Genomic DNA, 23,073 nt, shown 5'->3' with positions numbered 1-23,073 from the left:
CGAACCAGGGAGCTCGGGGCGGGATGGGCTCTCACGCCCGGCCCCTCCCTTCCCGGTGATCAAGGAGTTTGTGTCCTTGTCGGGGCGGTGCCAGTCCGCAAACTCCTTGATCAACGCGCAAGACGCGGGGGAGGGAGCGGGCGGGTGGGGTTACAGGCGGTGGCCCTGGGGGTCTCGGGCGGTGATGCCGTCCAGGCGGGTTCCCGGAGTCAGGGTCTTCGGGTCGAACCAGAAGATCACCACCTGGGGGTCCTCGCTCCACCTGGCCAGCTTCGCGTCGACCTGCCGGCCGTCGACTGTCCCGACGATGCGGGCCGCCGGCCCGACGAAGTAGCCGAACGTCGGTATCGACGTGTCGGTGGGCGCCCGCTGCTGGTCGTACCCGATCTCGTGGAACCCGGCCCGGCGGTCGCTGCCGGACACGTCGTTGAGCAGGAAGTCGGAGGTCAGGTGGCCGTCCGGCGCGCGGCGTCCGGCGACCAGGCCGATCGTGACACGCGGCAGTTCCGGCACGTCGATCGGGACCATGAAGAACACGCGCGCGTCGGCGCCGTACCGGATGCCGCTGTCCACGACGGTCCCGAGCGGCTGTAGCGGCGACTGGGTCGGGGCCGGCGCGGCCGTCGGCGTGGGCGCTGGAGGGCCGGCGGACGCGGTGGCGGCCGGCTCCCCACCCGGGAGGTTCGGCGGGCCGGGCCGCGTCGCCACGGCCTCGACGCCGAACGCCACGGCGAGCACCGCCGTCATCGCCGCCACGGCTGCGCCGGCCCGCCGCCGCCGGCGCAGCCGCCGCCCCCGGCGCATGATGTCGTCGAGGTCCAGACCACCGGCCCGCTCGGTCGCCCGCATGGCCCGGCGCAGCTCGTCCATCTCGGTCACCGGCACGTCTCCTGCGGTCGGGGCGCGGACAGGCCAGCGGTACGCAGCTTCTCCAGCGCCCGGGACGAGGTGCTCTTGACGGTGCCGACGGACACGTCGAGTTCGCGGGCCACCTGGGCCTCCGGCAGGTCGAAGTAGTGACGCAGGACGACGACGGCACGTTCCCGCGCGGTGAGCGTGCCGAGCGCGGTGACCAGCCACCGCCGCGTCGCCACCTCCTCGGCCAGGTCGCCGCCGCTTCGCTCCGGGAGGTCGTCGCTCGGGTACTCGCGGATCGGCCGCCGCCAGGTGTCGACGAGGTGGTTCACCAGCACCGACCGGGCGTAGCCGTACGGGTCGCCGTTGCGGATCCGGGACCACGACGCGTACGTGCGCACGAGCGCGGTCTGCGCGGCGTCCTCGGCGTGGTGGTGGTTGCCGGTCATGAGGAAGGCGGCGTGCGTCAGCCGCCCGGAGCACGCCCGCGCGAACTCGACGAACTCCGCGTCACCCCGGGCCATGCCGGTCCTCTGCACCTCTCACCCCGGTAGGGACGTGCGGGCAGCGGAAAAGGTTGAGTCCCCGCCGCACCAACTTTCGCGACGGGCCACCCGTCCTCATCCCCGTGCCCCCGACCGGGCACCGAGGGGAGTCGAGATGACCAGGACCGTGGACCGGACACGCGGTGGCGCGGCGGTGATCGCGCTGGCGGTGGCGCTGGCCGGCTGCACACCGGCAGTGGCCGACCAGCCCGCAGCCGCGCCGTCCGAGCCGGCCGGGCCGTCCGCTGCCGCGCCGGCCGCGTCGGCGGCGGCGCCCGTCCGGCCCCGGCCGGCGCGGATCGGCTATCCCGCCGAGGGCGGCAACCGGTGGCGGTTCGCTGCCGCCGAGCCGGCCACCACAGGGGGTACGGGCCGGCTGCTGCGCTACCGGGTGGCGGTGGAGCGCGACATCACGGGTCTGCCAGCGGCCGACTTCGGGGCGCAGGTCACCGGTATCCTCGCCGGCCCGGGTGGCTGGACGACGGACGGGCGGATCGCCCTGCGTCGCGTCGGCGCCGACGGGCCCGCCGACTTCACCGTCTACCTCGCCACCCCCGGTACGCGCGACGACCTGTGCGGGGACGGGCTGGACCGGTACACGTCCTGCCGTAACGGGAACCGGGTGGTGGTGAACGTGGCCCGCTGGGTGCTCGGCGCGCCCGCGTACGGCAGCGACCTCGCCGCGTACCGCCGGTACGTGGTCAACCACGAGGTCGGCCACCGCCTGGGTCACGGGCACGAGCGCTGCCCGGGGCGGGGCCGCCCGGCGCCGGTGATGCAGCAGCAGACGCTCGGCCTGCACGGCTGCACCCCGAACCCGCTGCCGTTCCTGCGTGGCGAGCGGTACGCGGGCCGCTCCGGCGTGTACGACGATCGCCTGCCCCCGCCGGAGGGCGGCCGGCCGGGCTGAGGTCCGGGTCCGCGCGGCCGGGCACGCGCAGCCCGGCCGCGCAAGCGGACCCACGCCGGCGCTCAGAACAGCGTGGCCGGGCCGACCGGCTCCGGCTCCGGCAACGGCGCGAGCCCGGGCACCCGCTCGCGGACCTGGTCGTGGAAGCGGCGGGCCAGCTCGGGCGCGTCCGCGTTGTCCGGTGTGTGCACGAACACCGTCGGCGAGCGGCCCTCCCGCAGCCAGCCGGTGACCACGTCCAGCCACTGCTGCCAGCCCTCGACCGTGCGGGCCGGGTCGTCGCGGCCCAGGTAGCGCACGATCGGCCGGTCGGTCAGCGCCCGGGTACGCAGCGGCAGGCGCGGTTTGCGCGTCCACGCCTCCCGCTCCGCGTCGCTGGTGGGCGGCGTACGGAAGAACGCGGTGGTGTCGAACGGCACCCACTCCGCGCCGTGCCGGTGCAGCGTGGCCTCCAGCGCGCGTACCGCGCCGGGCTCGGTGAAGAAGGCGGGGTGGCGGACCTCGACGGCGTACCTGTGGGTGTCGGGCAGCGTGCGCAGGAACCGGTCCAGGTCGGGCACGTCGCCGGGGCCGAACGAGCCGGGCAGCTGGACCCAGAGCGCGTCCGCCCGGGGCCCGAGCGGCTCCATCGCGTGCAGGAACGCGCGCAGCGCCGCCTCGCCGCCGGTGAGCCGGTGCTCGTGCGTCACCGCCTTCGGCAGCTTCGGCAGGAAACGGAAGGCCGGGCCGGTCTGCTCGGCCCAGGACGCCACCGTCTCCCGGGCCGGGGTCGCGTAGAACGTGGTGTTGCCCTCCACGGCGTCGCACCACCCGGCGTACGCGCGCAGCCGCTCGTGCGCGGGCAGCGGATGCGGCAGGAAGCGGCCGGACCAGGACCTGTGCGTCCACATGGCGCAGCCCACGTGCAGGCGCGGCCCGGTCACCGGTAGGGCCAGCTCGTCGAGTCGCCGCGCTGCGCCGCCTCCCGGTTCCATTTCCGGGTGAAGTACAGCGCGAGGCAGCCGAGCCCGGCGAGGACCGGGGCGAGCAGCATGAGCAGCAGTCCGGCGCCGAGCCGGAACCGGTCGCTCTGGATGCCCTCGGCGGTGGTCAGCGCGAACGCCTCCGCGCCGGCGCCGGTGCAGCTCACGAAGTCGGTGCCCATCCAGGCGATGCCGTCGGTGGCCAGCACCGGAGTGAACTGCCGCGGGTCGCCGCGGTCGCGCATCACCGCCGCGGTCCCCTCGGGCCGGGCCCCGGTCAGCTCGCTGGTCCGCTGCTCGCCGGTGGAGTAGACCCGGCTCTTCGCGGTGCACCGCACGGTGGCGGGGTCGACTGTGGCCGGGGTGGCGAGGATCAGGATGTTGCCGGGGCGTACGCCGGTGTCCCGCACCTTGATCTCGGCGCCGGGGGCGAACTCGGCGGCGGCGGAGAAGGTCGACGCGGCCGCGAACGGACCCGTCTGGGTCAGCAGGGCCAGGCCGAGGAACCCGGCCAGCAGGAACCCGCCCGCGCCGACGAAGATCCACATGGCGACCACGGCGCGGAAGCGCTGCACGAGCGGGCTCACCGGACGCGGTCCGTGTCGCAGGCGCCGTCGGTAACCTGCCCGGGGTCGGAGGAGTACACGCTGCGCTTGGCACCGCAAGAGGCGAGTGAGAGGGCCCCTGTCGCCAGCGCCGCCGTCAGACCGGTCCTTCTCCGTCGCATCCGTCCTCCTCGCGCTCGCGCCGCGGCGGGCCGGGGCCGCCCGGTCGCCGCGACCACGGTAGCCGGGCCGGTCAGCGACGTCGGATCGGGCCGCGTCAGGGCCGCTCCACCCGTACCGGGTCGCCGCGCACGAGGTCGTCGTGGATCCGCCAGCGGGCGTCGACGCCCGCGCGCCGGGCCGCGTCGTCGTCGGCGGCGATCCGCTGCCGCAGCAGCTCGACCGCGATCCGGCGGTTGAGGTGCAGGTGCCGTTCGGTGTCCACCACCACGGTCCGGCCGGACGGGCGGTGCGTGGCCCGGACGGCGGTGCTGGCCTTGTTGCGGTGCTGACCGCCCGGCCCGCCGGTGCGGCACGGCACGAACTGGACGTCCGCCTCGTGGAACGGCGTGACCACAACGTCGGTCCGGCACGGGCGCGCGGTGACGTACCAGTTCTTGCGCCCGTGGCCGGTCCGGTACGGGCTGGGCGCCTGCCAGCAGAGCGTGCCGGTCCACCCGGCCGCGAACGCCTCAGCCCCGGCGCCGGTGATCCGGACCAGCACCGACCGGTAGGTGCCGGCCCGGTCGCCGGTCACCGTCTCGACCCGCGCGGTATGCAGGCCCCGCCGGGCCGCCTCGGCCTCCAGGCGGGACAGCAGCCGGGCCAGCGCCCACGCGCACTCGGCGGGTCCGCGCCCGGCGGACAGCAGCAGCTCGGTCACCGGCGGCCCTTGCGGCCCACGTCCGGCGTCTTGTAGGTGACGAGCGGAACCGTCGTGGTGACCGGCGTGGCGAGGTCGTGCGTCACCAGGTCGCCGACGACCTGCTCGATGCGCTTGTACGCGGTGGGCGCCTCCTCGAACAGCAACTGCCGGTCGCCGCACACCACGATCGAGCCGACCGGCGTACGCCGCAGTTCCTCGACGGTGTGCTTGGCCCGGCCCCGGCGCAGCGCGTCGGCGCGCGACATCTTGCGCCCGGCGCCGTGCGCCACCGAGTAGCCGGCGTCCGGCCCGGCGTGCGCGGCCACCAGATAGGAGGGCGTGCCACGGGTGCCGGCGATCAGCACGTCCCGCCCGTCGCCCGGCGCCGCGCCCTTGCGGTGCAGGTAGCGCCCGTCGCGGATCTCGACCAGGTTGTGGCACTGGTCGACGACCGGCTCGGTGGGTTCGGCGCCGAGCGCGTACGCGACCCGCGCGGCCAGCAGCCGCCGGTTGAGCGACCCCCACCGCACGGCCGCGTCGTGCCGGGCCAGGTAGGCGTCCGGGTCGGGCGCGGGACCGGCGCCGTGCGTCTCGGTGTGCTCGCGCAGGATCCGTTCGCCCAGCCCGCGCGAGCCGGAGTGCACCACGAGCACCAGGTCACCGGCGTCCAGCCCGAGCCGCGTGGCGTGCTCCGCCGCGAGGATCGGCCCGACGCGGGCCAGTTCGACGAAGTGGTTGCCGCGCCCGACGGTGCCGAGCCCGTCGAGGTGCCCGGCCGGGATGTCGCCGTCCAGCACCGACCACGCCGGGTCGTCGGCGTCCGGGTCGAGCGCCCGATCCAGGTCGGGGAACCGGGCCGCGAGCCGTTCCGGTACGACCCGGCGCAGCGCTATTGGGAACACCGCGATGCCGCACCCGATGTCGGAGCCGACGAGGAACGGATACAGCACGGTCGAGGACATCGCGGCGCCGATCGGCGCGCCCTTGCCGGGGTGCAGGTCGGGCATGGCGGCGACGTGCGCCATGCCGTCCAGGGCGGCGACCTGACGGCACTGGTCGAGCGCGGCGGACTCGATCCAGCTGCCGGGGGAGGAGAAGACGGAGACGGTGGCGGGCACGACGGCCCGCCCGGAGGGGTACGCGGACACAGACGCTCGTTTCTGCGGAAAGAGAGAGGCCGGGGAACGGCAGGCGGCGAGGAGGGGCCTGCGGGCGGGGTGTGATCCGTCAGAACGTCATGCCGCTCAGCCTCGCGGAGGTGGCGCGGGCGGGCAACCGACTTTCCCGGCGACCCGTGAGGCGTGCGCGTCGACATCACCCCACCCGATCCATAGACTCCGGTCGTTCTGGTACCACGAGTCCAGGGAGGACCACCGTGTCGAGCGAAACCCGAACGCACGCCGCATTACCCCTGCTGGCCCGCCTCGCCGGGGTGAGCGTGGCCGCCGCGACGATCGTCGCCGCCGCTGGTGTCGCCGCGACCGCGGCGCCCGCCGCCGACCCGGCGCCGACGAAGGGGCCGTGCGCGTACACGCCCACGCCGGACGAGCCGGCCGCCCGTCCGGTGTCGCTGCCGCCGGACCCGCGCCGCACGCCGGACCGGGGCACCGTGCGGGTCACGCTGCGCACCAACCAGGGGCCGATCGGGTTGACGCTGGACCGCGAGCAGGCGCCGTGCACGGTGCAGAGCTTCCTGCACCTGGTCCGCAAGCGCTTCTACGACCGGACGCCCTGCCACCGGCTCACCGCGTACCCGACGCTGACCGTGCTGCAGTGCGGCGACCCGTCCGGCACCGGCGAGGGCGGCCCGGGCTACCGCTACCGCGACGAGCTGCCCACCGACCTGCCGCCCGCGCCGACCGACCCGACCGGCGTACGCCGCCTGTACGCGCGCGGCACGCTGGCCATGGCCAACGCCGGCCCGGACACCAACGGCAGCCAGTTCTTCCTGGTCCAGGCCGACTCGGCGCTGCGCCCGAACTACACGGTGTTCGGTCAGGTCGACGCGGCCGGGCTGGCCACGCTGGACCGGATCTCGGCCGGCGGCATCGCGCCCACCCCCGAGGACCCGGCGCCGGTCGACGGCGCCCCGGCGGTGCCGGTGGAGATCTGCCGCGCCAAGCAGGGCCGCTGACGTGACGGCCCGGCGGGACGGCTGACGAGGCCGCCCGCCGGGCCCGCGTCGCCGCCGGTAGCCTGCGGCGATGACGCATGAGCGGGAGATCACCGAGCCGGTCGACCTGTGCCGGCCGGACGGGCGGCTGAACCCGGACGCGGTCGGCTGGAGCCGCCGGCCGCTGCACCGGGCGAACCTGCGCGGCTGGGGCCGGGCCAAGCGGTGGGAGCACTGGGGCGTGGTCACCCCGACGCACATCCTCGGCCTGGTCGCGTCGTCACTGGACTACGCCGGGGTGCAGAGCCTCTACCTGCTCGACCGGAGCACCGGCCGGGAGACCACGGCGGAGGCGGTGGTGCCGTTCGCCCGGGGCACCGTGCTGCCGCCGGTCAGCGGCGACGGCCCGGTCCGGGCCCGCGGCGGGAACCTCACCATCGCCGTGGACCAGGGCCCCGACGGCAGTACGCTGCGCGCCAGCGCGCCCGGCGTCGAGGTGGACCTGACCGTGCCGTTGCCGCCCGGCCACGAGTCGCTCGGCGTGGTGGTGCCGTGGAGCACCCGCCGGTTCCAGTACACGGTCAAGGACATCGGCCGTCCGGTGCACGGCACGATCACCGTGGACGGCACGGCGTACCCGGTGGGGGAGGGGTCGTACGCGGCGCTCGACCACGGCCGGGGCAAGTGGCGGTACGCGGTGCGGTGGAACTGGGCGGCCGGCAGCGGTCCGGGCCGGTCGATCCAGCTCGGCGGCAAGTGGACCGACGGCACCGGCTCGACCGAGAACGCGGTCTTCGTCGACGGGCGGCTGCACAAGATCGGCGCGGACCTGACCTGGGAGTACGACCGCGCCGACTGGCTGCGGCCGTGGCGGATCACCGGCGACCGGGTGGACGTCACGTTCCACCCGTTCCACGAGCGGGTGGCGCGCACCAACCTGCTCGTGCTGGCCGGGGAGACGCACCAGTGCTTCGGGCACTTCACCGGCTGGGCCGCTACCGACGACGGCGGGCGCGTGGATCTGGACGGCCTGGTCGGCTGGGCCGAGGAGGCCCGCAACCGCTGGTGAGGCCGGTCCCCGCCGGGCGGGCCGTACGCACAGCGTGGGGCGGCCCCGTCCGGGACCGCCCCACGCGCGACTTCGAGGTCAGGCGACCGAGGCCGGGAACCTCTCCCAGACCCGGTGCGCCGCCATCAGCCGCTGCACCTCGGCGAGCACCTCGGCGCCGGAGCCACCGGTGACCACGCCCGGCGTGCCGGTGACACCGGCCTGGTTCAGCACCTCGGCGCCCGCGCCCCAGGCGCCGATCACCTTGGCGTGCCGCCACGCCTCCTCGACCAGCAGCAGCACCCGCGGGTCGACGGTGGCCGAGCCCGCCGCGCCGGCCTTGGCGTCGCGGGCCGGCAGCGCGTCCGGCGCCGGGGCCGGTGCGCCGGCCAGCAGCACCGCGTCGAACTCGACCGAGCGGCCGGTGGCGAACGTGCGCTGCACCGGCAGCCCGTCGACGGTGCCGCCGTGCGCGGCGATCAGCAGCGGCACCATGCCGGCGGCGAACACCTCCCGGCGTACGTCGTGCACGTCGCCCAGGTCGGCCTGGGCGTCGACCACGATGCCGACCATCCGGCCGTCGGCCGGCCACTCCCGGCCCACCTGGGACAGCGCCGGGCTGGGCTGCACCTCGGCGAGCGGCACGGTGGGCTGCGGCACCGGCAGGCCCAGGCCGGTCGCGACCTGCTCGCACAGCACCGGGTCGACGTTCGCCAGGCACTGCAGCTGCCGCTCCTTGATCGCTTGGTGGTAGCACTTGCCCAGCTCGAACGTGTACGCCCGGATGATGTGCTCCTTCTCCACCGGCGACATGCTCTGCCAGAACAGGCGTACCTGGCTGTAGTGGTCGTCGAAGGAGGCCGGCGCGGCCCGCACCTTCGGCGCCTCGGCCACCGTCACCGGCGTGTCCACGAACGCGTGCTCCCGGTCGCCGGCCGGGAACGGGTTGCCGCCGTCGAGCGAGTTCGGCCGGTACGGCGCCACGCCCGCGTGCACCGCGTGCTGGTGGAAGCCGTCCCGCAGCATGTCGTTGACGTCGGCGTGCGGCCGGTTGATCGGGATCTGGGTGAAGTTCGGCCCGCCCAGGCGGGTGAGCTGCGTGTCCACGTACGAGAAGAGGCGGCCCTGCATCAGCGGGTCGTTCGTGACGTCGATGCCCGGCGGCAGGTGTCCGACGTGGAACGCCACCTGCTCGGTCTCGGCGAAGAAGTTGCGCGGCGTCTTGTTGAGGGTGAGGGTGCCGATCGCCTGCACCGGCGCCAGCTCCTCCGGCACGATCTTCGTCGGGTCGAGCAGGTCGATCCCGGCGAACGTCTCCTCCGGGGTGTCCGGGAAGACCTGGATGCCCAGCTCCCACTCGGGGAACGCGCCGGCCTCGATGGCGTCGTACAGGTCGCGGCGGTGGAAGTCCGGGTCCATGCCGCTGATCATCTGGGCCTCTTCCCAGGTGAGGGAGTGCACGCCGAGCTTCGGCTTCCAGTGGAACTTGGCCAGCACGGTCGCGCCGGCCTCGTCGACCAGGCGGAACGTGTGCACGCCGAAGCCCTCCATGGTCCGGTAGGACCGCGGGATGCCCCGGTCGGACATGTTCCAGATGGTGTGGTGCTGGGCCTCGGTGTGCAGCGAGACGAAGTCCCAGAACGTGTCGTGCGCGCTCTGCGCCTGCGGGATCTCCCGGTCCGGGTGCGGCTTGCCGGCGTGGATGACGTCCGGGAACTTGATCGCGTCCTGGATGAAGAACACCGGCATGTTGTTGCCGACCAGGTCGAACGTGCCCTCGTCGGTGTAGAACTTGGTGGCGAAGCCGCGGGTGTCGCGGACCGTGTCGGCCGACCCGCGCGAGCCCAGCACGGTGGAGAAGCGGACGAACACCGGCGTCTCGCGCCCCTGCTTCAGGAAACCGGCGCGGGTGACCTTCTCGGCGGCGCCGTTGGCGACGAACGTGCCGTGCGCACCAGCGCCCCGGGCGTGCACCACCCGCTCCGGGATCCGCTCGTGGTCGAAGTGGGTGATCTTCTCCCGCAGGTGGTGATCCTGGAGCAGGACCGGGCCGCGCGGACCGGCCTTGAGCGAGTGGTCGGTGTCGCGCAGCCGGGCGCCGTTGGCGGTGGTGAGGTACGCGCCCTGCTGCCCCTTGGCGATCTTCGGTACGCCGGTCTCGGCGCCGGTCGGGGTCCGGGTGTCCGGCGCGCCCTGCTCGGCCTTGGGCGGCAGCGGCCCGTGCGGCGTGGTCGGCTCCTCCAGCGGTGGTGGCGCGCTGCCGGGAGCGCCCGGCACGTCCGGAGTCAGCGCGTCGCCGACCTTCTCGACGGCGGCTTCGACGACACCCTTGACGATCTGGGCGGGCTTGCTGGATTCCATCAGGACCTGTCCTCCTACAGCTAAATGTCCAGGCCCCTTCGGCCGTACCCCAGCTGAGGGCGGGCAAACCGGAACAATCGCGGAATCACTGGTCAGGACCGGCGTGCCACCGTCACGCCGGTGAGCAGCAGCCCACCGGCGACCAGCCAGCGGCCGTCCAGGACGTCAGAGGATCCGCTTCATCGGCGCCGGCTCGCCGCCGCGACGCCGCCACTCGCGCGGGTAGCCCAGCGACACCTCCTCGAACCGCACCCCGTCGTAGTGGGTGGTGCGCGGGATGTGCAGGTGGCCGTAGACGGCGACGGCGGCGCGGTGCCGCACGTGCCAGTCGGCCGTCCGGTCGGTGCCGCACCACTGCGCGAACTCCGGGAACCAGAGCACCTCGGTGGGCTGGCGCACCAGCGGCCAGTGGCTGACCAGCACCGTCGGCAGCGCCGGGTCGGTGGCCTCCAGCCGCCGCCGGGTCGCCTCCAGCCGCGCCGCGCACCAGGACTCCCGATCCGGGTACGGGTCGGGGTGCAGCAGCATCTCGTCGGTGCACACCACACCGGCGTCGTACGCCACGCGCAGCGACTCCTCCTTGGTGGTGGTGCCGGGCGCGCGGAACGAGTAGTCGTAGAGCACGAACAGCGGCGCCACGGTGACCGGGCCGCCGTCGCCCCGCCACACCGCGTACTCGTCCTCCGGGGTCAGCACGCCCAGCTCCCGGCACATCGCGACGAGGGCGTCGTAGCGGGCCACCCCGCGCAACGTCACCGGGTCGTTGGGGTGGGTCCACAGCTCGTGGTTGCCCGGCGCCCACACCACTGTCGCGAACCGGTCGCGCAGCAGCCGCAGCGTCCGCTCGATGTCGGCGAAGACCTCGCCCACGTCGCCGGCCACGATCAGCCAGTCGTCCGCCGTCTCCGGTCGCAGGCCGTCCACCACCGCGCGGTTCTCCGCGTACGACACATGGAGGTCGCTGACCGCGTACAGCCCACCCGTCACCCGGCCGATCCTGCCAGCGGCGCTTCCGGATGACCAGGCTCGCCGTGACCAGGCTCGCCGGCCGGGCTCTCGACCCTCGCGGTCACCTCGTCGAGCGCGCGCAGCACCTCGCGGGCGATCGCCGGCTCGGCCGCGGAGTGCCCGGCACCGGGCACGATCCGCAACGTCGCCTCCGGCCACCGGCGGGCCAGGTCGTACGCGGACACCGGCGGGCAGCACAGGTCGTACCGGCCGTTGACGATCACGGCGGGCAGGTGGCGGATCCGGTCCACGCCGTCGAGCAGCTGGCCCTCGGTGAGGAAGCCGCCGTGCACGGCGTAGTGCGACAGGATCCGGGCCACCGGCAGCGCGTGCTCGTCGGCGGTGAAGTGGGCGAGCAGCTCCGGGTCGGGGCACAGCGACGAGTTGACCGCCTCCCAGCGTCCCCAGGCCCGCGCCCAGACCCGGGCCTGCGCCTCGTCCGGGCCGTGCAGCCGCCTGTGGTACGCGGCCAGCACGTCGTCGCGCTCGCCCGGCGGGACCGGTGCGACGAACCGTTCCCACTCCTCGGGCTGGAGATGCCGCAGTCCGCCCTGGTAGAACCAGTCCCGCTCGGCGCGGCGCAGGAGCAGCACGCCGCGCAGGACCAGGCCGGTGACCCGCTGCGGGTGCGCCTGCGCGTACGCCAGGCCGAGCGTGGTGCCCCACGACCCGCCGAACACCAGCCACGAGCCGATGCCCAGCCGCCGCCGGATCGTCTCCAGGTCGGCCACCAGATGCCAGGTGGTGTTGGCGCGCACCTCGCCGTGCGGGGTGCTGCGGCCGGCCCCCCGCTGGTCGAACAGCACGGCCCGGTAGCGCTCCGGATCGAAGAACCGGCGCGCCGCCGGCACCAGCCCGCCGCCGGGCCCGCCGTGCAGGAACACCACGGGTACGCCGTCCGGCCGGCCCACCTCCTCCACGTACAGGACGTGGCCGTCACCGACCGGGATCCGGTGGGTGGCGTACGGCTCTACCTGCCCGTCTTCAGCAGGCGACGTTGCCGCCGAGGTTGTCCAGCAGCGCGTCGGCGACCCAGCCGGAGACACCTGTGGTGACGTCCCGCAGGTACGTCCACGTGTAGGTGGTCTTGCCGCCAGCGGTGACCCGGTCGCCGCTGGCGAAGCAGTGGAAGTCGACGTTGTGGTTGAGCTGCCCGTACCCGAGCGAGGCGCAGGTGGTGTGCGGGCCGGTGCGGATGTTGACGTTCGTGGCGTTGAACAGCTGGCCGAACTTGCTGTCGACGTTGGAGTGCGAGTGGCTGCACCCGGCGCTCGCCGGTCCGGCCGTACCGGTCACCACGGCGCCCGCAGTGGCGACGGTCAGGACGACGGCGGCGCCGATGGAGGAGATCTTCCGCATACCCGTCAACCCCCGAATAAAGATCGAGATGCACCAGCAGATCGATCCAAATATTTGCATAGAGCAAGGTCGATGGGCAAGATGCGACGCCACCGGCCCGGCCCGGACCGGTGGCGCCGATCGCTCAGGCGGTAGCCGGCACGCCGTTGTCCGTACCCGTGGTCTCCACCTCGGGCGCCCCGCGCGGAGCCGGCGTGCGGACCGCGAACGCGTCGAAGCTCGGCCCGTCCAGCCGCTCGACGAACGGCTCCACGACGGGCTGCTCCGGCTCGGCCGCGTCCGGCTCGGTCCGCCCGTCCCCGGTCCGCCCGTCCCCGGTCCGCGGCGCCGCGTCGGGCGCGACGGTGACCGCCGGACGCGCCGACACCTGCGGGTACTCGGCGGTCTCCCCGCCGCCCGCAGCCGCCGCCATGACCGCCGCCGCGGCGAGGTCGGCGACCCGCTTGGCCTCCCGCTGCACCCGGGCCCGGGTCTCCTTGGCGTGCTGCTCGGCCAGGTCCGCCGCGCGCCGCGCCTCGTCGAGCCGCCTGCTCTCGGCGGCCAGCTCCCGGCGTACGCCGACCAGCCGCTCCTCCAGCTCCGCGCCGCTGCGCTCGATCGTGCCGATCTCCCGGCGGGTCTCCTCCAGCTTCCGGGAGACCGTCTCCAGCTCCGCCTTGAGCCCGGTCAGCGTCTCCTGCCGCTGCTGGATCTCCCGCTGCACGCCGGCGAGCTGCTCCTGGTGCGCCGTTGTCTCCTCGTCGGCCCGCTCCCGGACCTCCGTGGCGTACTGCTGCGCCTCGGCGACCAGCGCGGCGATGTCCTTCTCCGCGGCGGCGGCCCGGTCGGCCAGCTCCTGCTCGGCGGCGGCCCGCCGCTCGTCCAGCTCCTTGGCCATCGTGGCCTGCCACTGGGCCAGCTCCTGCTGGGCCTTGCTGCGGTTGGCCTGGACCTCCTGCTGGATCTGCGTCCGCGCGGCCTTCACCAGCGCCTCGGACGCCGAACGCGCCTGCTCGACCTGCTGCGCGCTCTGCTCGGTGATCCGCTTCGCCTCCTGCTGGGCCCGGTCGTGCGCGGCCTGCCCCTCGACGCGCAGCTTCTCCGCCAGCTCCCGCACGGCGGTCAGCTCCGCCTGCGCCGCGGCCAGCCGCTCCTCGTCCACCCGCTCCTGCTCGGCCCGGCGCGCGGACAGTTCCTCGTCCAGCTCGCGCCGCTCCCGAGCGGCCTGCTCCTGCGCCGCGGCCAGCAGCTTCTCCGCCTGCGCCTGGAACTCCTCCGCGCGCCGGGTGGCCACGTCGGTGATCTGCCCGGCCTGCTTCTCGGCCAGGTCCAGGATCTGGTCGACCATCGGGCCGAGGTCCCGGAAGGACGCCCGGTCCACCGCCGCCGCCGGACGCTCGCGCAACTCGGCCGCCTCGGCCTGCGCCCGCTGCGCCTGCGCGGTCAGGTCACGCACCTGCGCGTACGCCCGGTCCCGCGCGGCGGTGAGCGCGCTGACCTCGGCGTCGACCTGCTCGACGTACCGGTCCACCTGACGTTTGTCGTAGCCGCGCAGCGCCGGATCGAAGCGCGGGCGCGCGGACACGTCGTCGTGGGGTGCGAACGGATCGTCGCCGTTGGACATGCGCCATCCTCCGTCGGTTCGCCAGCGCCAGGCCGGCGGATGACCGCCCCGCAGGGCACGATGAGGCGCTACGGTACCGCGTCCGCGCGCGCGTCTCGCCCCGCCCCGCCCCTGCCCGGCCGACCGGCGTCGCGGTCAGACCGGGAAGTGCGGGTTCCCCGCCGTCAGACGGATGGTGAAGCCGCCCGCGTCGCGGTGGTGCGTCACGTGGTCGCAACTCTGGTGGCTGATCCAGAGACCCAACCCGCCGTCGGAGCCGTCGCCGGCCGGCAACAGTCCGGCGTACGGATCCTTCGGCCCGGGGCCCCGGTCGTGGACGGTGACCACGATCCGGTCGGGCGCGCGCCACAGCCGCATCCGCACCGGCGGCTCGCCGTGCCGCAGCGCGTTGCTCACCACCTCGCTCACCGCGATGACCAGCCCGTCGGCGCTGTCCGGCGCGAGCAGGCCGTCGTCGGCGGCGCGCACCTCCGCCCGGGCCCGGGCCGGCGTCGGGTCGATCAGCTCGACCAGCGGCGTCGTCCGCTGCACCGGGTCCAGCGGCACCGGGCGGGGCTCGGTCAGGTAGCTCATCGGGTCGGTGTAGAGATCGGCCGTCTCGTGCCCGCCGTCCGGCCGCGCCACCCGGGGGTGGGTACGCGCCACGTCCGCCAGCACGTGCGACGGGGTGCTGCGGCGGTCGTAGGCGCAGATGCCCCAGAGCGGGAAGTCGTCGTAGACGTGGTTGATGGCCGACTCGTAGCGGGCCCACCAGTCCCAGGTCGAGCCGAGCAGCACCGGCGGCAGCTGGCCGACCATCCGGATCTGCGCCGCGCCCGCCGCCACGTAAGACGCGAGCAGTTCCCGGTAGGAGCGCAGCGCGACGCTGGGCCGGGCGTAGAGGTCCCCGACCGGCAGGAACGTGACCTCGGCGCCGGTGGGCAGCGCCCGGCGCACCAGCTCCGCGTTGCGCTCGTCCAGATTCACCGCCGTCGGCTCGCCGGCCGCGACCCCGTCCAGCAGGAACGGCAGCGCCACCGCCAGCAGCTCCTCATCGGAGTCGTAGACGAACGCCTCGTGGAAGTAGCCCACGTGACCGGAGGCCGCGCCGCTCCTCATCCGAGCACCTCCACCCGTACCCCGGTCAGGCCGAGCAGCTCGACCAGCCGGGCCGGGGTCCGGTGCGGGGTGCGCAGCACCGCGACGGCGTCGTGGCGGCGGGCGTGGTCACGCAGGTGCAGCAGGCTGCGGTGATCCACGAAACGCAGCTCGGCGGCGTCGAACACGACCCGGCCCGCCACCGGCCGCGGGTCGGCCCGCTCCAGCGCGGCGGCGAAGTCCCGGTGGTTGGTCGGGTCCAGCTCGCCGGCCAGCGCCACCACCGAGTCGCCGTCGCCGGCGTGCAGCCGGAACAGCACGTCCGCGTTCGTCACCGGGTGCAGGCAGGCCAGCTCGGCGATTGCCGCGTCGCCGAGCTGCCGGCGGTCGTAGGCGCAGATCGCCGACATCGGCCGGTGCCGCATCCAGTGGTCGATGCGGTGCTCGTAACGGGCGAAGGCGTCCCGCTGGGCCGGGGTGCGGACCAGGCTCGTCGCCTCGGCCAGCACCCGCAGGCCGGTGTGCCCGGCGGTCAGCGCCTCGGTGGTGGCCCGCACGTACGCCCCGACCTGCCGGTTGGGGTCGACGATCTCGTCGTGCCGGTACGCCTCGCCGACGGGAACCAGCCGTAGCGCGTCCCGCCGGCGCGCGGCGTCGAGACCGGGAACCGAGGCCAGCCAGCCGGTGACAGTGGCACGATCCTCCGGACAGACCACCCAGACCTGCTCACCGGCGGCGAGACCGGCGCTGACCTGCTCGACCGTCAGCGCGCGCAGCGCCGCCGGGTCGTCGTAGGCGAGGCAGCCATGGGTGTAGCCCGGGTACGACACGCTCCCGCTGGTCACCGACTCCGCCTCATCGGCCCAGTCTATGCCGGGCCCACCTGGAGATCGCGCCAGGCCGTGGCCTCCGGCGGCGGGTCGCCCAGCTCGAACTCGGCCCAGTTGTTCCAGTACGCGATCGCGTCCACGTCGTTCTGCTGGCGCAGCCAGGTGACGTGGTCCCGGATCGTGCGCGCCCGGCCCGCGCCGGTGGTGTCGGTGGCGACGCGGGTCAGCCCGTACTCGGGGACCAGCAGCCGGATGCCCGGGTACGCGGCGCGCACCTTGCCGAAGGCCACCCCGAACATCCGCGAGGCGGGCCAGTACGCGGCCGTGTCCCGCGAGTAGCAGTCCACGCCGTAGTGGGTCATGCCCGGATAACCCCAGTCGGTCGGGTTGCCGCGTCCCTCGTCCAGCCAGTAGCGGGTCACGATCGGGCCGTGCCCGAGCACCCACCGCCGGTTGCGGTGCGCGGCCACGATCTGGGTCACCCGGCTCGCCGTCGCCCGGTACGTCGCCGGCGCCACGTCGCCCATCGGCTCGTGGTACCAGGTCAGGTAGATCGGGCGGCTCACGCCGTCGAGCCAGCTCGCCAACTGCTCGACGTCGTCCTTCCAGCTGACGTGCATGACGGCCGACGGCGCGTCGGCGAACTTGCCGGCGTTGAGCGCGGGCAGCTCCGGCAGCGTGTCCGCGTCCGGACCGTCAGTGCCGAAGTCGCGCATGTAACGGATGCCCGGGTAGTCGGCCACCGCCCGCTGGGTCCGCGCGCCCTTCTCGGCGCTCATCCCGACCAGCAGCGGCACGGTCAGCGTGGTGGTGCCCGTGCCGGTGCGGCCGGCGCCGTCACGCGCCGTCGCGGTCAGCGTCACCGTGCCCCGGCCGGCCAGCACGGTGACTGTGAAGCGGCCCGGTTCGGCGCTGCTGGGTGTGACCGTCACCCCCGGCGAGGCGCTGGCGAGCTGGACGGTCAGTGGCACGCTCAGATCCACCCGGACCGGGCTGTCCCAGGTGACGCCGGTGGGGTCGCTGACCTGGCCGGCGAGCGTCAGCAGCCGCGAGTCGGGGTGGTAGGCGTCGACCCGTACGGTGGTCGACTGCCCGGGCAGCAGGACGGTCTGGTCGGGGGTGACGGAACGGACGACGGGTGCGGCCATGAGGCTCTCCTTCGACGTGTTTCGCTGCCGCTCCAGCCGCACGTCCTCGGGTGGCCAGAATGGCTCTGACCTGCGCTTTTACCAGCTTGCGTCGGTTTTGCCGCGATCGTCAGGGCAGCCGCAGATGGCGCGAAACCCGGTCCCGCCACGCTGTCGCGCCCGCATCCTGAACCGATGTCGGGCACCGTGCGGGAACGCGCGTACCGGACTGGCCGGCGCTGTGACCGATGCTGCGGGACATGGGCGTCGGCGACTCACCGCCGCAGGTCCACCGACGCGCACCGCACCGTACGCCTGCACGACCGGTACGTCGTTCCGGACCGGCGACGTGACGGGGTGGGCCGTTCCTTGTTCACGGCGGTGCGCCGCCGGGCCGGCGGCCGGGCGGTTCTGCGAGCGGCTCGGTCATCGGGGCGACCCGTGCCCACAGCCGGACCACCCGACGTTCCTCCTCGACCTCACCCCGCAGTGACCCACCCAAGATCGACACCAGTTCGGGGAGGTGGCTGCATCAACGGTGGTCTGATGCGGCCAGCTCGCCGAGATGGTGTGGATCTTGGTGGGAGAGTGCGTCAGGGGAGGGGGTGGGAGATGTCTCGGGCGTGGTCGGCCACCGCCGCGCCGACCACCGTCGCGGTCAGCGGCAGCACCTCCAGGCACCGCCGCACCGCCGCCCCCATCAGCGGGTTCGGCACCCGCATGGACAGCGTGCAGTGCGGCACCCAGCGTCCCGGCCGGTAGTGCTCCACCACCTCGACACCGGCCCGGGCCAGCCGGTCGTGCACCTCGGCGTGGTGCGCCAGCAGCTCGGGCGTCGGCGCGAGACCGAGCCAGAGCACCCGGCCGACGAACTGCCCGGCGTGCTGGAACTCCAGCCGCAGCGGCGCGGCCACCACGGTTTCGGCGAGTGCCTCGGCGACGCGGTGCGGGTCCAGGCGGGGCGCCACCGCGAGCGAGACATGCGGGCGGTGCCGCTGCGCCAGCAGTGACCGCAGGCTCGGCACCCCGTCGGACTCGAGCAGGTCCCACAGCACCCGGATCCGCCGGGTGGCGTCGGTGTCGAGATACAGCTCCAGCGCCGCGACCACCCGATCACAGTAGATGTCGGGTCCCGCGACGAGGTTTGCCGGGCACGCTGGGCGGTACTGCCCGGGAAGACGCACGAGACGGCAGGGGAGTGAGGTGCGCGTGGACGCGACGGACGTGCTGATCGAGGCGTACGGGCGGTTGCCCGATCTGGTCGCCGGGGCGCTCGACGGGCTCGACGCGGCCCAGCTGCGGCGGGCGCCGGCCGACGGGGCGAACCCGGTCGGCTGGCTGGTCTGGCACCTGACCCGGATCCAGGACGACCATGTCGCCGACGTGATGGGCGAGCCGCAGCTCTGGGCCGGCGGCGACTGGGCGGCGCGGTGCGGTCTGCGGCCCGACCGCGCCGACACCGGCTTCGGGCACGGCCCGGAGCAGATCGCCGCGGTACGCCCGGAGAACGGCGGCGTGCTGCTGGACTACCACCGGGCGGTGGTGGACCGGAGCCTGGACTACCTGCGCGGGCTGCGCCCGGCCGACCTGGACCGGGTGGTGGACGAGAACTGGGATCCGCCGGTGACGCTCGGGGTGCGGCTGGTGAGCGTGCTCGACGACGACTTCCAGCACGTCGGCCAGGCCGCCTACGTGCGCGGGCTCATCCTGGGCTGAGCGCCGCCCGGCCCCGTCCCAGCGGGCCCGTCCGGCCGCTGCCGGGTCACCGCCGCGGCTCACCCGGACCGGGTGAGTTCGCCTCACCCGGGGTGCGGGGATCCTCGCGGCACGGGCGGCGCCGTCAGGCGGGTGGCCGCGACGACCGACGAGGAGGCCCGATGAGCGTCTCGGCCGCGGAACACCTGACCCGGGCCGCCGCCGGCCGGAACCCCGACCTGCCCGAGACCACCTGCGGCACCATTCGCCTGGACCTGCACGACGACGGCCGCACCGAGCACTGGTACCTGACCGTCGACCGTCAGGACGTCCGGGTGGACCGGCTCTCCGCGGACGCCGACCTGGTGGTCCGCGCGGACCGGGAGGTGTTCGACCGGATGGCGGCGGGCCTCCTGCATCCGGCCGCCGCGTTGCTGCGCAACGACATCGCCGTCGAGGGCGACCTCAAGCTGCTGATGGCGCTGCGCCGGATCTTCCCCGGGCACCCGGACGCCCGGCATCCCCGGGAGGCGGCCGGGCAGGCGGTGGCCCGATGAAGCAGGAGCTGGTCCACGTCCTCGCCGGAAACGCCTTTGCGGTCAGTGACGCGCAGGGCGACATGGAGATCGACCCCAGCGCGCCGATCGGTCTCTTCTCCTTCGACACCCGGTTCCTGAGCCACTGGGTGCTCACCGTCGACGGCGAGCGGCTGAACGCGTTGTCCCGCGACGACCTGACCTACTTCGAGACCCGTTTCGTGCTGGTGCCCGGCGCAGCCAGCCACTATGTGGACGCCGACGTGTCGGTGATCCGGCACCGCCTCATCGACGAGGCGTACCACGAGAGCATCACGGTGCTCAACCACTCACCCGAGCCCGCCGAGTACACGGTGCGGCTGGAGATGGGCAGCGACTTCGCCGACACGTCGGAGATCCTGCGTCCCGGCCCGCGCCGGCCGACGATCGTCCCCGATCCGGCCGGGCAGCGGTTGTGGATCCGGTACGAGCGCGGGCGGTTCTCCCGGGGGACGTGCGTCTCCAGCTCGGCCCCGGCGCAGGTGGACCGGAGCGGGATGACCTTCCGGATCCGCGTCGAGCCGCAGGGCGCGTGGCACGTCGACCTGCACGTCGAGATGATCATCAAGGGGGCCCGGGGGCGGGACCTGCGGGCGAGCATCGACTCCCACCGGCAGCAGGTCCGGCAGGACATGCGCGACGACCTGCGGCGGTGGCTCGACCAGGCCCCGCAACTGGTCTCCGACCGCCCGGCGCTGACCGCCGCCTACCGGCAGGCGCTGAACGACCTGGCCGCGCTGCGGTACACGCCGCTGGCGTACGTCGACCGGGTGCCGGTCGGCGGGCTGCCCTGGGCGATGACGCTGTACGGGCGGGACGCGCTGATCACCTGCCTCCAGACGCTCCCGTTCACGCCCGAGCTGACCACGGCCACGCTGCACATGCTGGCGATGCTGCAGGGCGGCCGGCTCGACGACCTGCGCGAGGAGGAGCCCGGCAAGATCCTCGCCGAGCTGCGGTACGGCGAGGCGGCCGCGTTCGACGAGCAGCCCACGGCGCTCTACTACGGCGCGGCCGACACCACGCCGCTGTTCGTGATCCTGCTCGACGAGTACGAGCGCTGGACCGGTGACGTCGACCTGATCCACGAGCTACGTCATCCGGCCCGGATGGCGCTGGACTGGCTGACCCGCTACGGCGACCTGTGCGGCGACGGCTACCTGCGTTACCACCCGCGTAACACGGCGAGCGGAGTGGCCAACCAGACCTGGCGCAACTCCCCGGACTCGGTGGTCGACCGGCACGGCGTCGTGCCGCCGTACCCGCGCGCCACCTGTGAGCTTCAGGGGTACGCGTACGACGCGCGGATCCGCGGCGCCCGGCTGGCGCGGGAGTTCTGGGGCGACCCGGGCTACGCCGAGCGCCTGGAGGCCGACGCGGCGCGGCTGCGGGAACGGTTCGATCGCGACTTCTGGCTGCCGCACCGGGGCTACTACGCGCTGGCCCTCACCCCGGACGGCGAGCCCGTCGACGCGCTCACCTCGCATCTCGGCCACCTGCTGTGGAGCGGCATCGTCGAGCCGGAACGCGCCGACTCGCTGGCCGGGCACCTGTGCGGGCCGGACCTGTACTCCGGCTGGGGCATCCGCACCTACGCCGAGGGGCAGTTGCCGTACAACCCGGTGGGCGCGCATCTCGGCGCGGTCTGGCCGTGGGACAACGCGATCGTCGCGGCGGGCCTGCGGCGGTACGGCTACGAGGCGGAGGCGGGCGACATCGCGGCCGGCGTGTTCGCGGCGGCGGAGACGCTCGGCGGCTCGATCCCGGAGGCCTTCGCCGGCTACCCCCGCGGGGTCACCAAATACCCGGTGCAGATGCCGGATGCCGGGCGGCCGCAGTCGTGGGCCGCGAGCGGCCTGCTGATGTTGCTCTCGACCATGCTGGGGCTGCGCCCCTGCGGAGACAACCTGCTGGTGAACCCGGCGGTCCCGGCCGGGTACGGGCGGATCGAGCTGCTCGACGTGCCGGGCCGGTGGGGACGGGCCGACGCGTACGGCCGGGAGCGCGGCACGAGCCGGCGGCTGCGGGCGGGCGTGGACGCCCGGCGGGCCGCTTGACCCGCCCGGCGTCCGTCAGCCCGAGCCGGTGGGTTCCCGCGAGGCGGGCCGGACCGGCGCCGGCGGGTCGGCCGACGCGGGCGCGGACGGCGGGGACTGCGCCGTCCCGGCCCGGGCGAGCAGCCGGTCCACGCCCACGAACAGCAGTCCCAGTAGCCAGAACGCGAGGGCGAACCCGATCGCGCTCACCGTCACGCCGTCGTAGCCGAGTTGGCCCGCGTCCAGGAACGGGTACGGGTAGCGGTCCACCACCAGTCCGCGTACCAGCGCGAACCCGAGATACGCCAGCGGGAACGCCAGCCACCAGGCGGCGTAGCGCGGGCGCAACCGGCCGCGTCTGTCGAACAGCGCCCAGTCGGCGATCGCCAGCAGCGGCACCACCGTGTGCAGGAACTGGTTGCCCCACCACTCGCCCGGTTGCCGGTCCGGCTGCGCCATGGCGAACGGGCTGGCCGGGTTGGCCAGCACCAGGTGGTAGACCGTGCCGGTGATGGTGATGTAGAGGGTCACCGCTCCCTTGAGGACGCTCGGCGGCTCCGGCCGACCGCGCAGCGCGCACCAGGCGGCGTAGCCGGCGAGGACGCCGACAGCCACGTTGCTCTGGATGGTGAAGTACGGCAGCAGGCCGGTCAGCGTGGCCGGGCCGAGCGCGGTGAGCACGATGCCGGCCAGCACGGCGAGCACCACTGCGAGGCGGAGAAGGATCGCCGGTCGGCGACGCCGGGGGGTCACGGAGGCACAAGTTACCAGCCGGTCGTCAGCCGGTACGCCGCCCGGGCGGGGTGCCATCGGGCCGCTTCGCCTGCCCCGGCGGGAGGACGTCCGCCCCCGGCGGCCCGACCGACGGCTGGACCGGGTGAGCGGATCTGCCGCCGCCCCGCCCGCCGTCGGCCTTCCCCGGCGTGTCGTCGTCGCCCAGCAGCGCGGCGCAGTAGTCCGGCACGCGCTCGTGGCCCCCGGCCGCGGCGACGAGGTCGCTGAACGCGGGGGTGGCCAGAGCGCGCCTCCGGTCCGGCTCGGCGAGGGCCCGGTACGCGACGCAGAGTCCGGGCGGCGCGGACTGCTGCGCCGCCCGGGTCGCCGGTGAGAGGGCCGGCAGGGCGGGGCGGGCCGACGGCACGGGCGGCGCGGCGTCGACCGGCGTCGCCGCCGGGCGCGCGACGTGCGGCAGGTTCCCGGTCGCGGCGAGCGCGACGCCGCCGGTGAGGGAGGCGGCGAGCGCGGACACGGCCACCCGGACGCCGAAACGGACGCGGCGGCGACGGCGTGCCCGCCGGGCGTCCCGGAACCCCGCGACGGCTGCCGCCTCCCCGTCGAGTTCGCCCGTGCCGGGCGCGGTCCGGACCGCGGCCAGTACAGCCACCAGCCCCGGCGGAGCGGACGACGTGTCGCCGGGGCGGCCGGCGAGCAGCCGCTCGACGGTTTCCTGGTCCAGGCCGGATGCGTCCATCTCGTGACCCTCAGCGCCGCCACCCGGCCCCGCGTCACACTTCGGCGCGGCGGAACGCCGGTGAGGCCGGTCACCCCGGTGCCGGTCA

The 23,073-nt window shown here is 74.5% G+C and carries 23 protein-coding genes; 6 read left to right on the top strand and 17 right to left on the bottom strand.

The window, feature by feature from the left end:
• Positions 1 to 150: 150 nt before the first annotated feature.
• Both A8711_RS29420 and A8711_RS29415 read right to left on the bottom strand, forming a co-directional pair.
• Complete coding sequence (locus A8711_RS29420) at positions 151 to 870, bottom strand: hypothetical protein (RefSeq protein WP_233607920.1); 720 nt, start codon at positions 868 to 870, stop codon at positions 151 to 153.
• Between the two features lie 5 nt (positions 871 to 875).
• Positions 876 to 1,379: a SigE family RNA polymerase sigma factor gene (locus A8711_RS29415; RefSeq protein ID WP_043325145.1), complete on the bottom strand. Its 504-nt coding sequence runs from the start codon at positions 1,377 to 1,379 to the stop codon at positions 876 to 878.
• A 136-nt stretch (positions 1,380 to 1,515) separates the two neighbouring features.
• Between A8711_RS29415 and A8711_RS29410 the strand changes: the two genes are divergently transcribed.
• On the top strand, positions 1,516 to 2,310 hold the full coding sequence (locus tag A8711_RS29410; RefSeq protein WP_069089972.1) for a DUF3152 domain-containing protein: 795 nt from the start codon (positions 1,516 to 1,518) through the stop codon (positions 2,308 to 2,310).
• Positions 2,311 to 2,372: 62 nt separating this feature from the next.
• Here A8711_RS29410 and A8711_RS29405 read toward each other — a convergent pair whose 3' ends face one another.
• The 4 genes from A8711_RS29405 to A8711_RS29390 form a co-directional block, all read right to left on the bottom strand.
• Entirely contained in the window at positions 2,373 to 3,200 is an 828-nt protein-coding gene (locus A8711_RS29405) for a DUF72 domain-containing protein (protein WP_069090040.1), read from the bottom strand.
• 29 nt (positions 3,201 to 3,229) lie between these two features.
• The gene (locus A8711_RS29400; protein ID WP_069089971.1) at positions 3,230 to 3,859 is read right to left on the bottom strand and encodes a hypothetical protein; all 630 of its coding nucleotides are present in this window, start codon (positions 3,857 to 3,859) and stop codon (positions 3,230 to 3,232) included.
• 235 nt (positions 3,860 to 4,094) lie between these two features.
• Positions 4,095 to 4,700, bottom strand: a complete 606-nt coding sequence (prfH, locus tag A8711_RS29395; RefSeq protein ID WP_043325142.1) for a peptide chain release factor H — start codon at positions 4,698 to 4,700, stop codon at positions 4,095 to 4,097.
• Positions 4,697 to 5,830 (bottom strand): RNA ligase RtcB family protein, encoded by a 1,134-nt coding sequence (locus A8711_RS29390; RefSeq protein WP_069089970.1) that lies wholly within the window; start codon positions 5,828 to 5,830, stop codon positions 4,697 to 4,699. Before A8711_RS29390 ends, prfH begins: the two co-directional genes overlap by 4 nt.
• A gap of 227 nt (positions 5,831 to 6,057) precedes the next feature.
• On the opposite strand from A8711_RS29390, the gene A8711_RS29385 reads away from it, so the two are divergent.
• Positions 6,058 to 6,816, top strand: a complete 759-nt coding sequence (locus A8711_RS29385; RefSeq protein WP_043325141.1) for a peptidylprolyl isomerase — start codon at positions 6,058 to 6,060, stop codon at positions 6,814 to 6,816.
• A 70-nt stretch (positions 6,817 to 6,886) separates the two neighbouring features.
• On the top strand, positions 6,887 to 7,864 hold the full coding sequence (locus tag A8711_RS29380) for a DUF2804 domain-containing protein (RefSeq protein WP_069089969.1): 978 nt from the start codon (positions 6,887 to 6,889) through the stop codon (positions 7,862 to 7,864).
• Positions 7,865 to 7,942: 78 nt separating this feature from the next.
• Here A8711_RS29380 and A8711_RS29375 read toward each other — a convergent pair whose 3' ends face one another.
• The 9 genes from A8711_RS29375 to A8711_RS29335 all read right to left on the bottom strand — a co-directional run bounded on the left by A8711_RS29375 (position 7,943) and on the right by A8711_RS29335 (position 18,317).
• Positions 7,943 to 10,204 carry a catalase gene (locus A8711_RS29375; RefSeq protein ID WP_069089968.1) on the bottom strand — a complete coding sequence of 754 codons (2,262 nt, stop codon included), beginning with the start codon at positions 10,202 to 10,204 and terminating at the stop codon, positions 7,943 to 7,945.
• Between the two features lie 165 nt (positions 10,205 to 10,369).
• The gene (locus A8711_RS29370) at positions 10,370 to 11,191 is read right to left on the bottom strand and encodes a metallophosphoesterase (protein ID WP_069089967.1); all 822 of its coding nucleotides are present in this window, start codon (positions 11,189 to 11,191) and stop codon (positions 10,370 to 10,372) included.
• Complete coding sequence (gene pip / locus A8711_RS29365) at positions 11,188 to 12,132, bottom strand: prolyl aminopeptidase (RefSeq protein ID WP_233607919.1); 945 nt, start codon at positions 12,130 to 12,132, stop codon at positions 11,188 to 11,190. The genes A8711_RS29370 and pip overlap by 4 nt, the downstream gene beginning before the upstream one ends.
• A 64-nt stretch (positions 12,133 to 12,196) precedes the next feature.
• The gene (locus A8711_RS29360) at positions 12,197 to 12,571 is read right to left on the bottom strand and encodes a hypothetical protein (RefSeq protein WP_064447456.1); all 375 of its coding nucleotides are present in this window, start codon (positions 12,569 to 12,571) and stop codon (positions 12,197 to 12,199) included.
• A 124-nt stretch (positions 12,572 to 12,695) separates the two neighbouring features.
• Positions 12,696 to 14,174 (bottom strand): hypothetical protein, encoded by a 1,479-nt coding sequence (locus A8711_RS29355; protein WP_069089966.1) that lies wholly within the window; start codon positions 14,172 to 14,174, stop codon positions 12,696 to 12,698.
• Positions 14,175 to 14,309: 135 nt separating this feature from the next.
• On the bottom strand, positions 14,310 to 15,272 hold the full coding sequence (locus tag A8711_RS29350) for an anti-sigma factor RsbA family regulatory protein (RefSeq protein ID WP_043325136.1): 963 nt from the start codon (positions 15,270 to 15,272) through the stop codon (positions 14,310 to 14,312).
• The gene (locus A8711_RS29345) at positions 15,269 to 16,096 is read right to left on the bottom strand and encodes an MEDS domain-containing protein (RefSeq protein ID WP_043325135.1); all 828 of its coding nucleotides are present in this window, start codon (positions 16,094 to 16,096) and stop codon (positions 15,269 to 15,271) included. The genes A8711_RS29350 and A8711_RS29345 overlap by 4 nt, the downstream gene beginning before the upstream one ends.
• 23 nt (positions 16,097 to 16,119) lie before the next feature.
• Positions 16,120 to 17,229 carry a hypothetical protein gene (locus A8711_RS29340; RefSeq protein ID WP_069090038.1) on the bottom strand — a complete coding sequence of 370 codons (1,110 nt, stop codon included), beginning with the start codon at positions 17,227 to 17,229 and terminating at the stop codon, positions 16,120 to 16,122.
• 572 nt (positions 17,230 to 17,801) lie between these two features.
• Positions 17,802 to 18,317 (bottom strand): 2'-5' RNA ligase family protein, encoded by a 516-nt coding sequence (locus A8711_RS29335; protein ID WP_064447458.1) that lies wholly within the window; start codon positions 18,315 to 18,317, stop codon positions 17,802 to 17,804.
• A 100-nt stretch (positions 18,318 to 18,417) separates the two neighbouring features.
• Here A8711_RS29335 and A8711_RS29330 point away from each other — a divergent pair, with 100 nt between their 5' ends.
• From A8711_RS29330 to A8711_RS29320, 3 genes are all read left to right on the top strand, one after another.
• Positions 18,418 to 18,924: a DinB family protein gene (locus A8711_RS29330; RefSeq protein WP_043330388.1), complete on the top strand. Its 507-nt coding sequence runs from the start codon at positions 18,418 to 18,420 to the stop codon at positions 18,922 to 18,924.
• A gap of 161 nt (positions 18,925 to 19,085) precedes the next feature.
• Complete coding sequence (locus A8711_RS29325; RefSeq protein ID WP_043325133.1) at positions 19,086 to 19,460, top strand: SCP2 sterol-binding domain-containing protein; 375 nt, start codon at positions 19,086 to 19,088, stop codon at positions 19,458 to 19,460.
• Positions 19,457 to 21,535 (top strand): glycogen debranching N-terminal domain-containing protein, encoded by a 2,079-nt coding sequence (locus tag A8711_RS29320; protein WP_069089965.1) that lies wholly within the window; start codon positions 19,457 to 19,459, stop codon positions 21,533 to 21,535. Before A8711_RS29325 ends, A8711_RS29320 begins: the two co-directional genes overlap by 4 nt.
• A 15-nt stretch (positions 21,536 to 21,550) precedes the next feature.
• Here the strand turns inward: A8711_RS29320 and A8711_RS29315 are convergent, their stop codons facing one another.
• Entirely contained in the window at positions 21,551 to 22,267 is a 717-nt protein-coding gene (locus A8711_RS29315) for a Pr6Pr family membrane protein (protein ID WP_043325131.1), read from the bottom strand.
• A gap of 25 nt (positions 22,268 to 22,292) precedes the next feature.
• Positions 22,293 to 22,985 carry a hypothetical protein gene (locus A8711_RS29310; RefSeq protein ID WP_069089964.1) on the bottom strand — a complete coding sequence of 231 codons (693 nt, stop codon included), beginning with the start codon at positions 22,983 to 22,985 and terminating at the stop codon, positions 22,293 to 22,295.
• Positions 22,986 to 23,073 lie beyond the last annotated feature (88 nt).

Origin of the sequence: Micromonospora sp. II, from assembly GCF_001709195.1 — a bacterium.
GTDB classification, from domain to species: domain Bacteria; phylum Actinomycetota; class Actinomycetes; order Mycobacteriales; family Micromonosporaceae; genus Micromonospora; species Micromonospora chalcea.
This window is presented reverse-complemented; position numbering and strand designations above follow the sequence as displayed.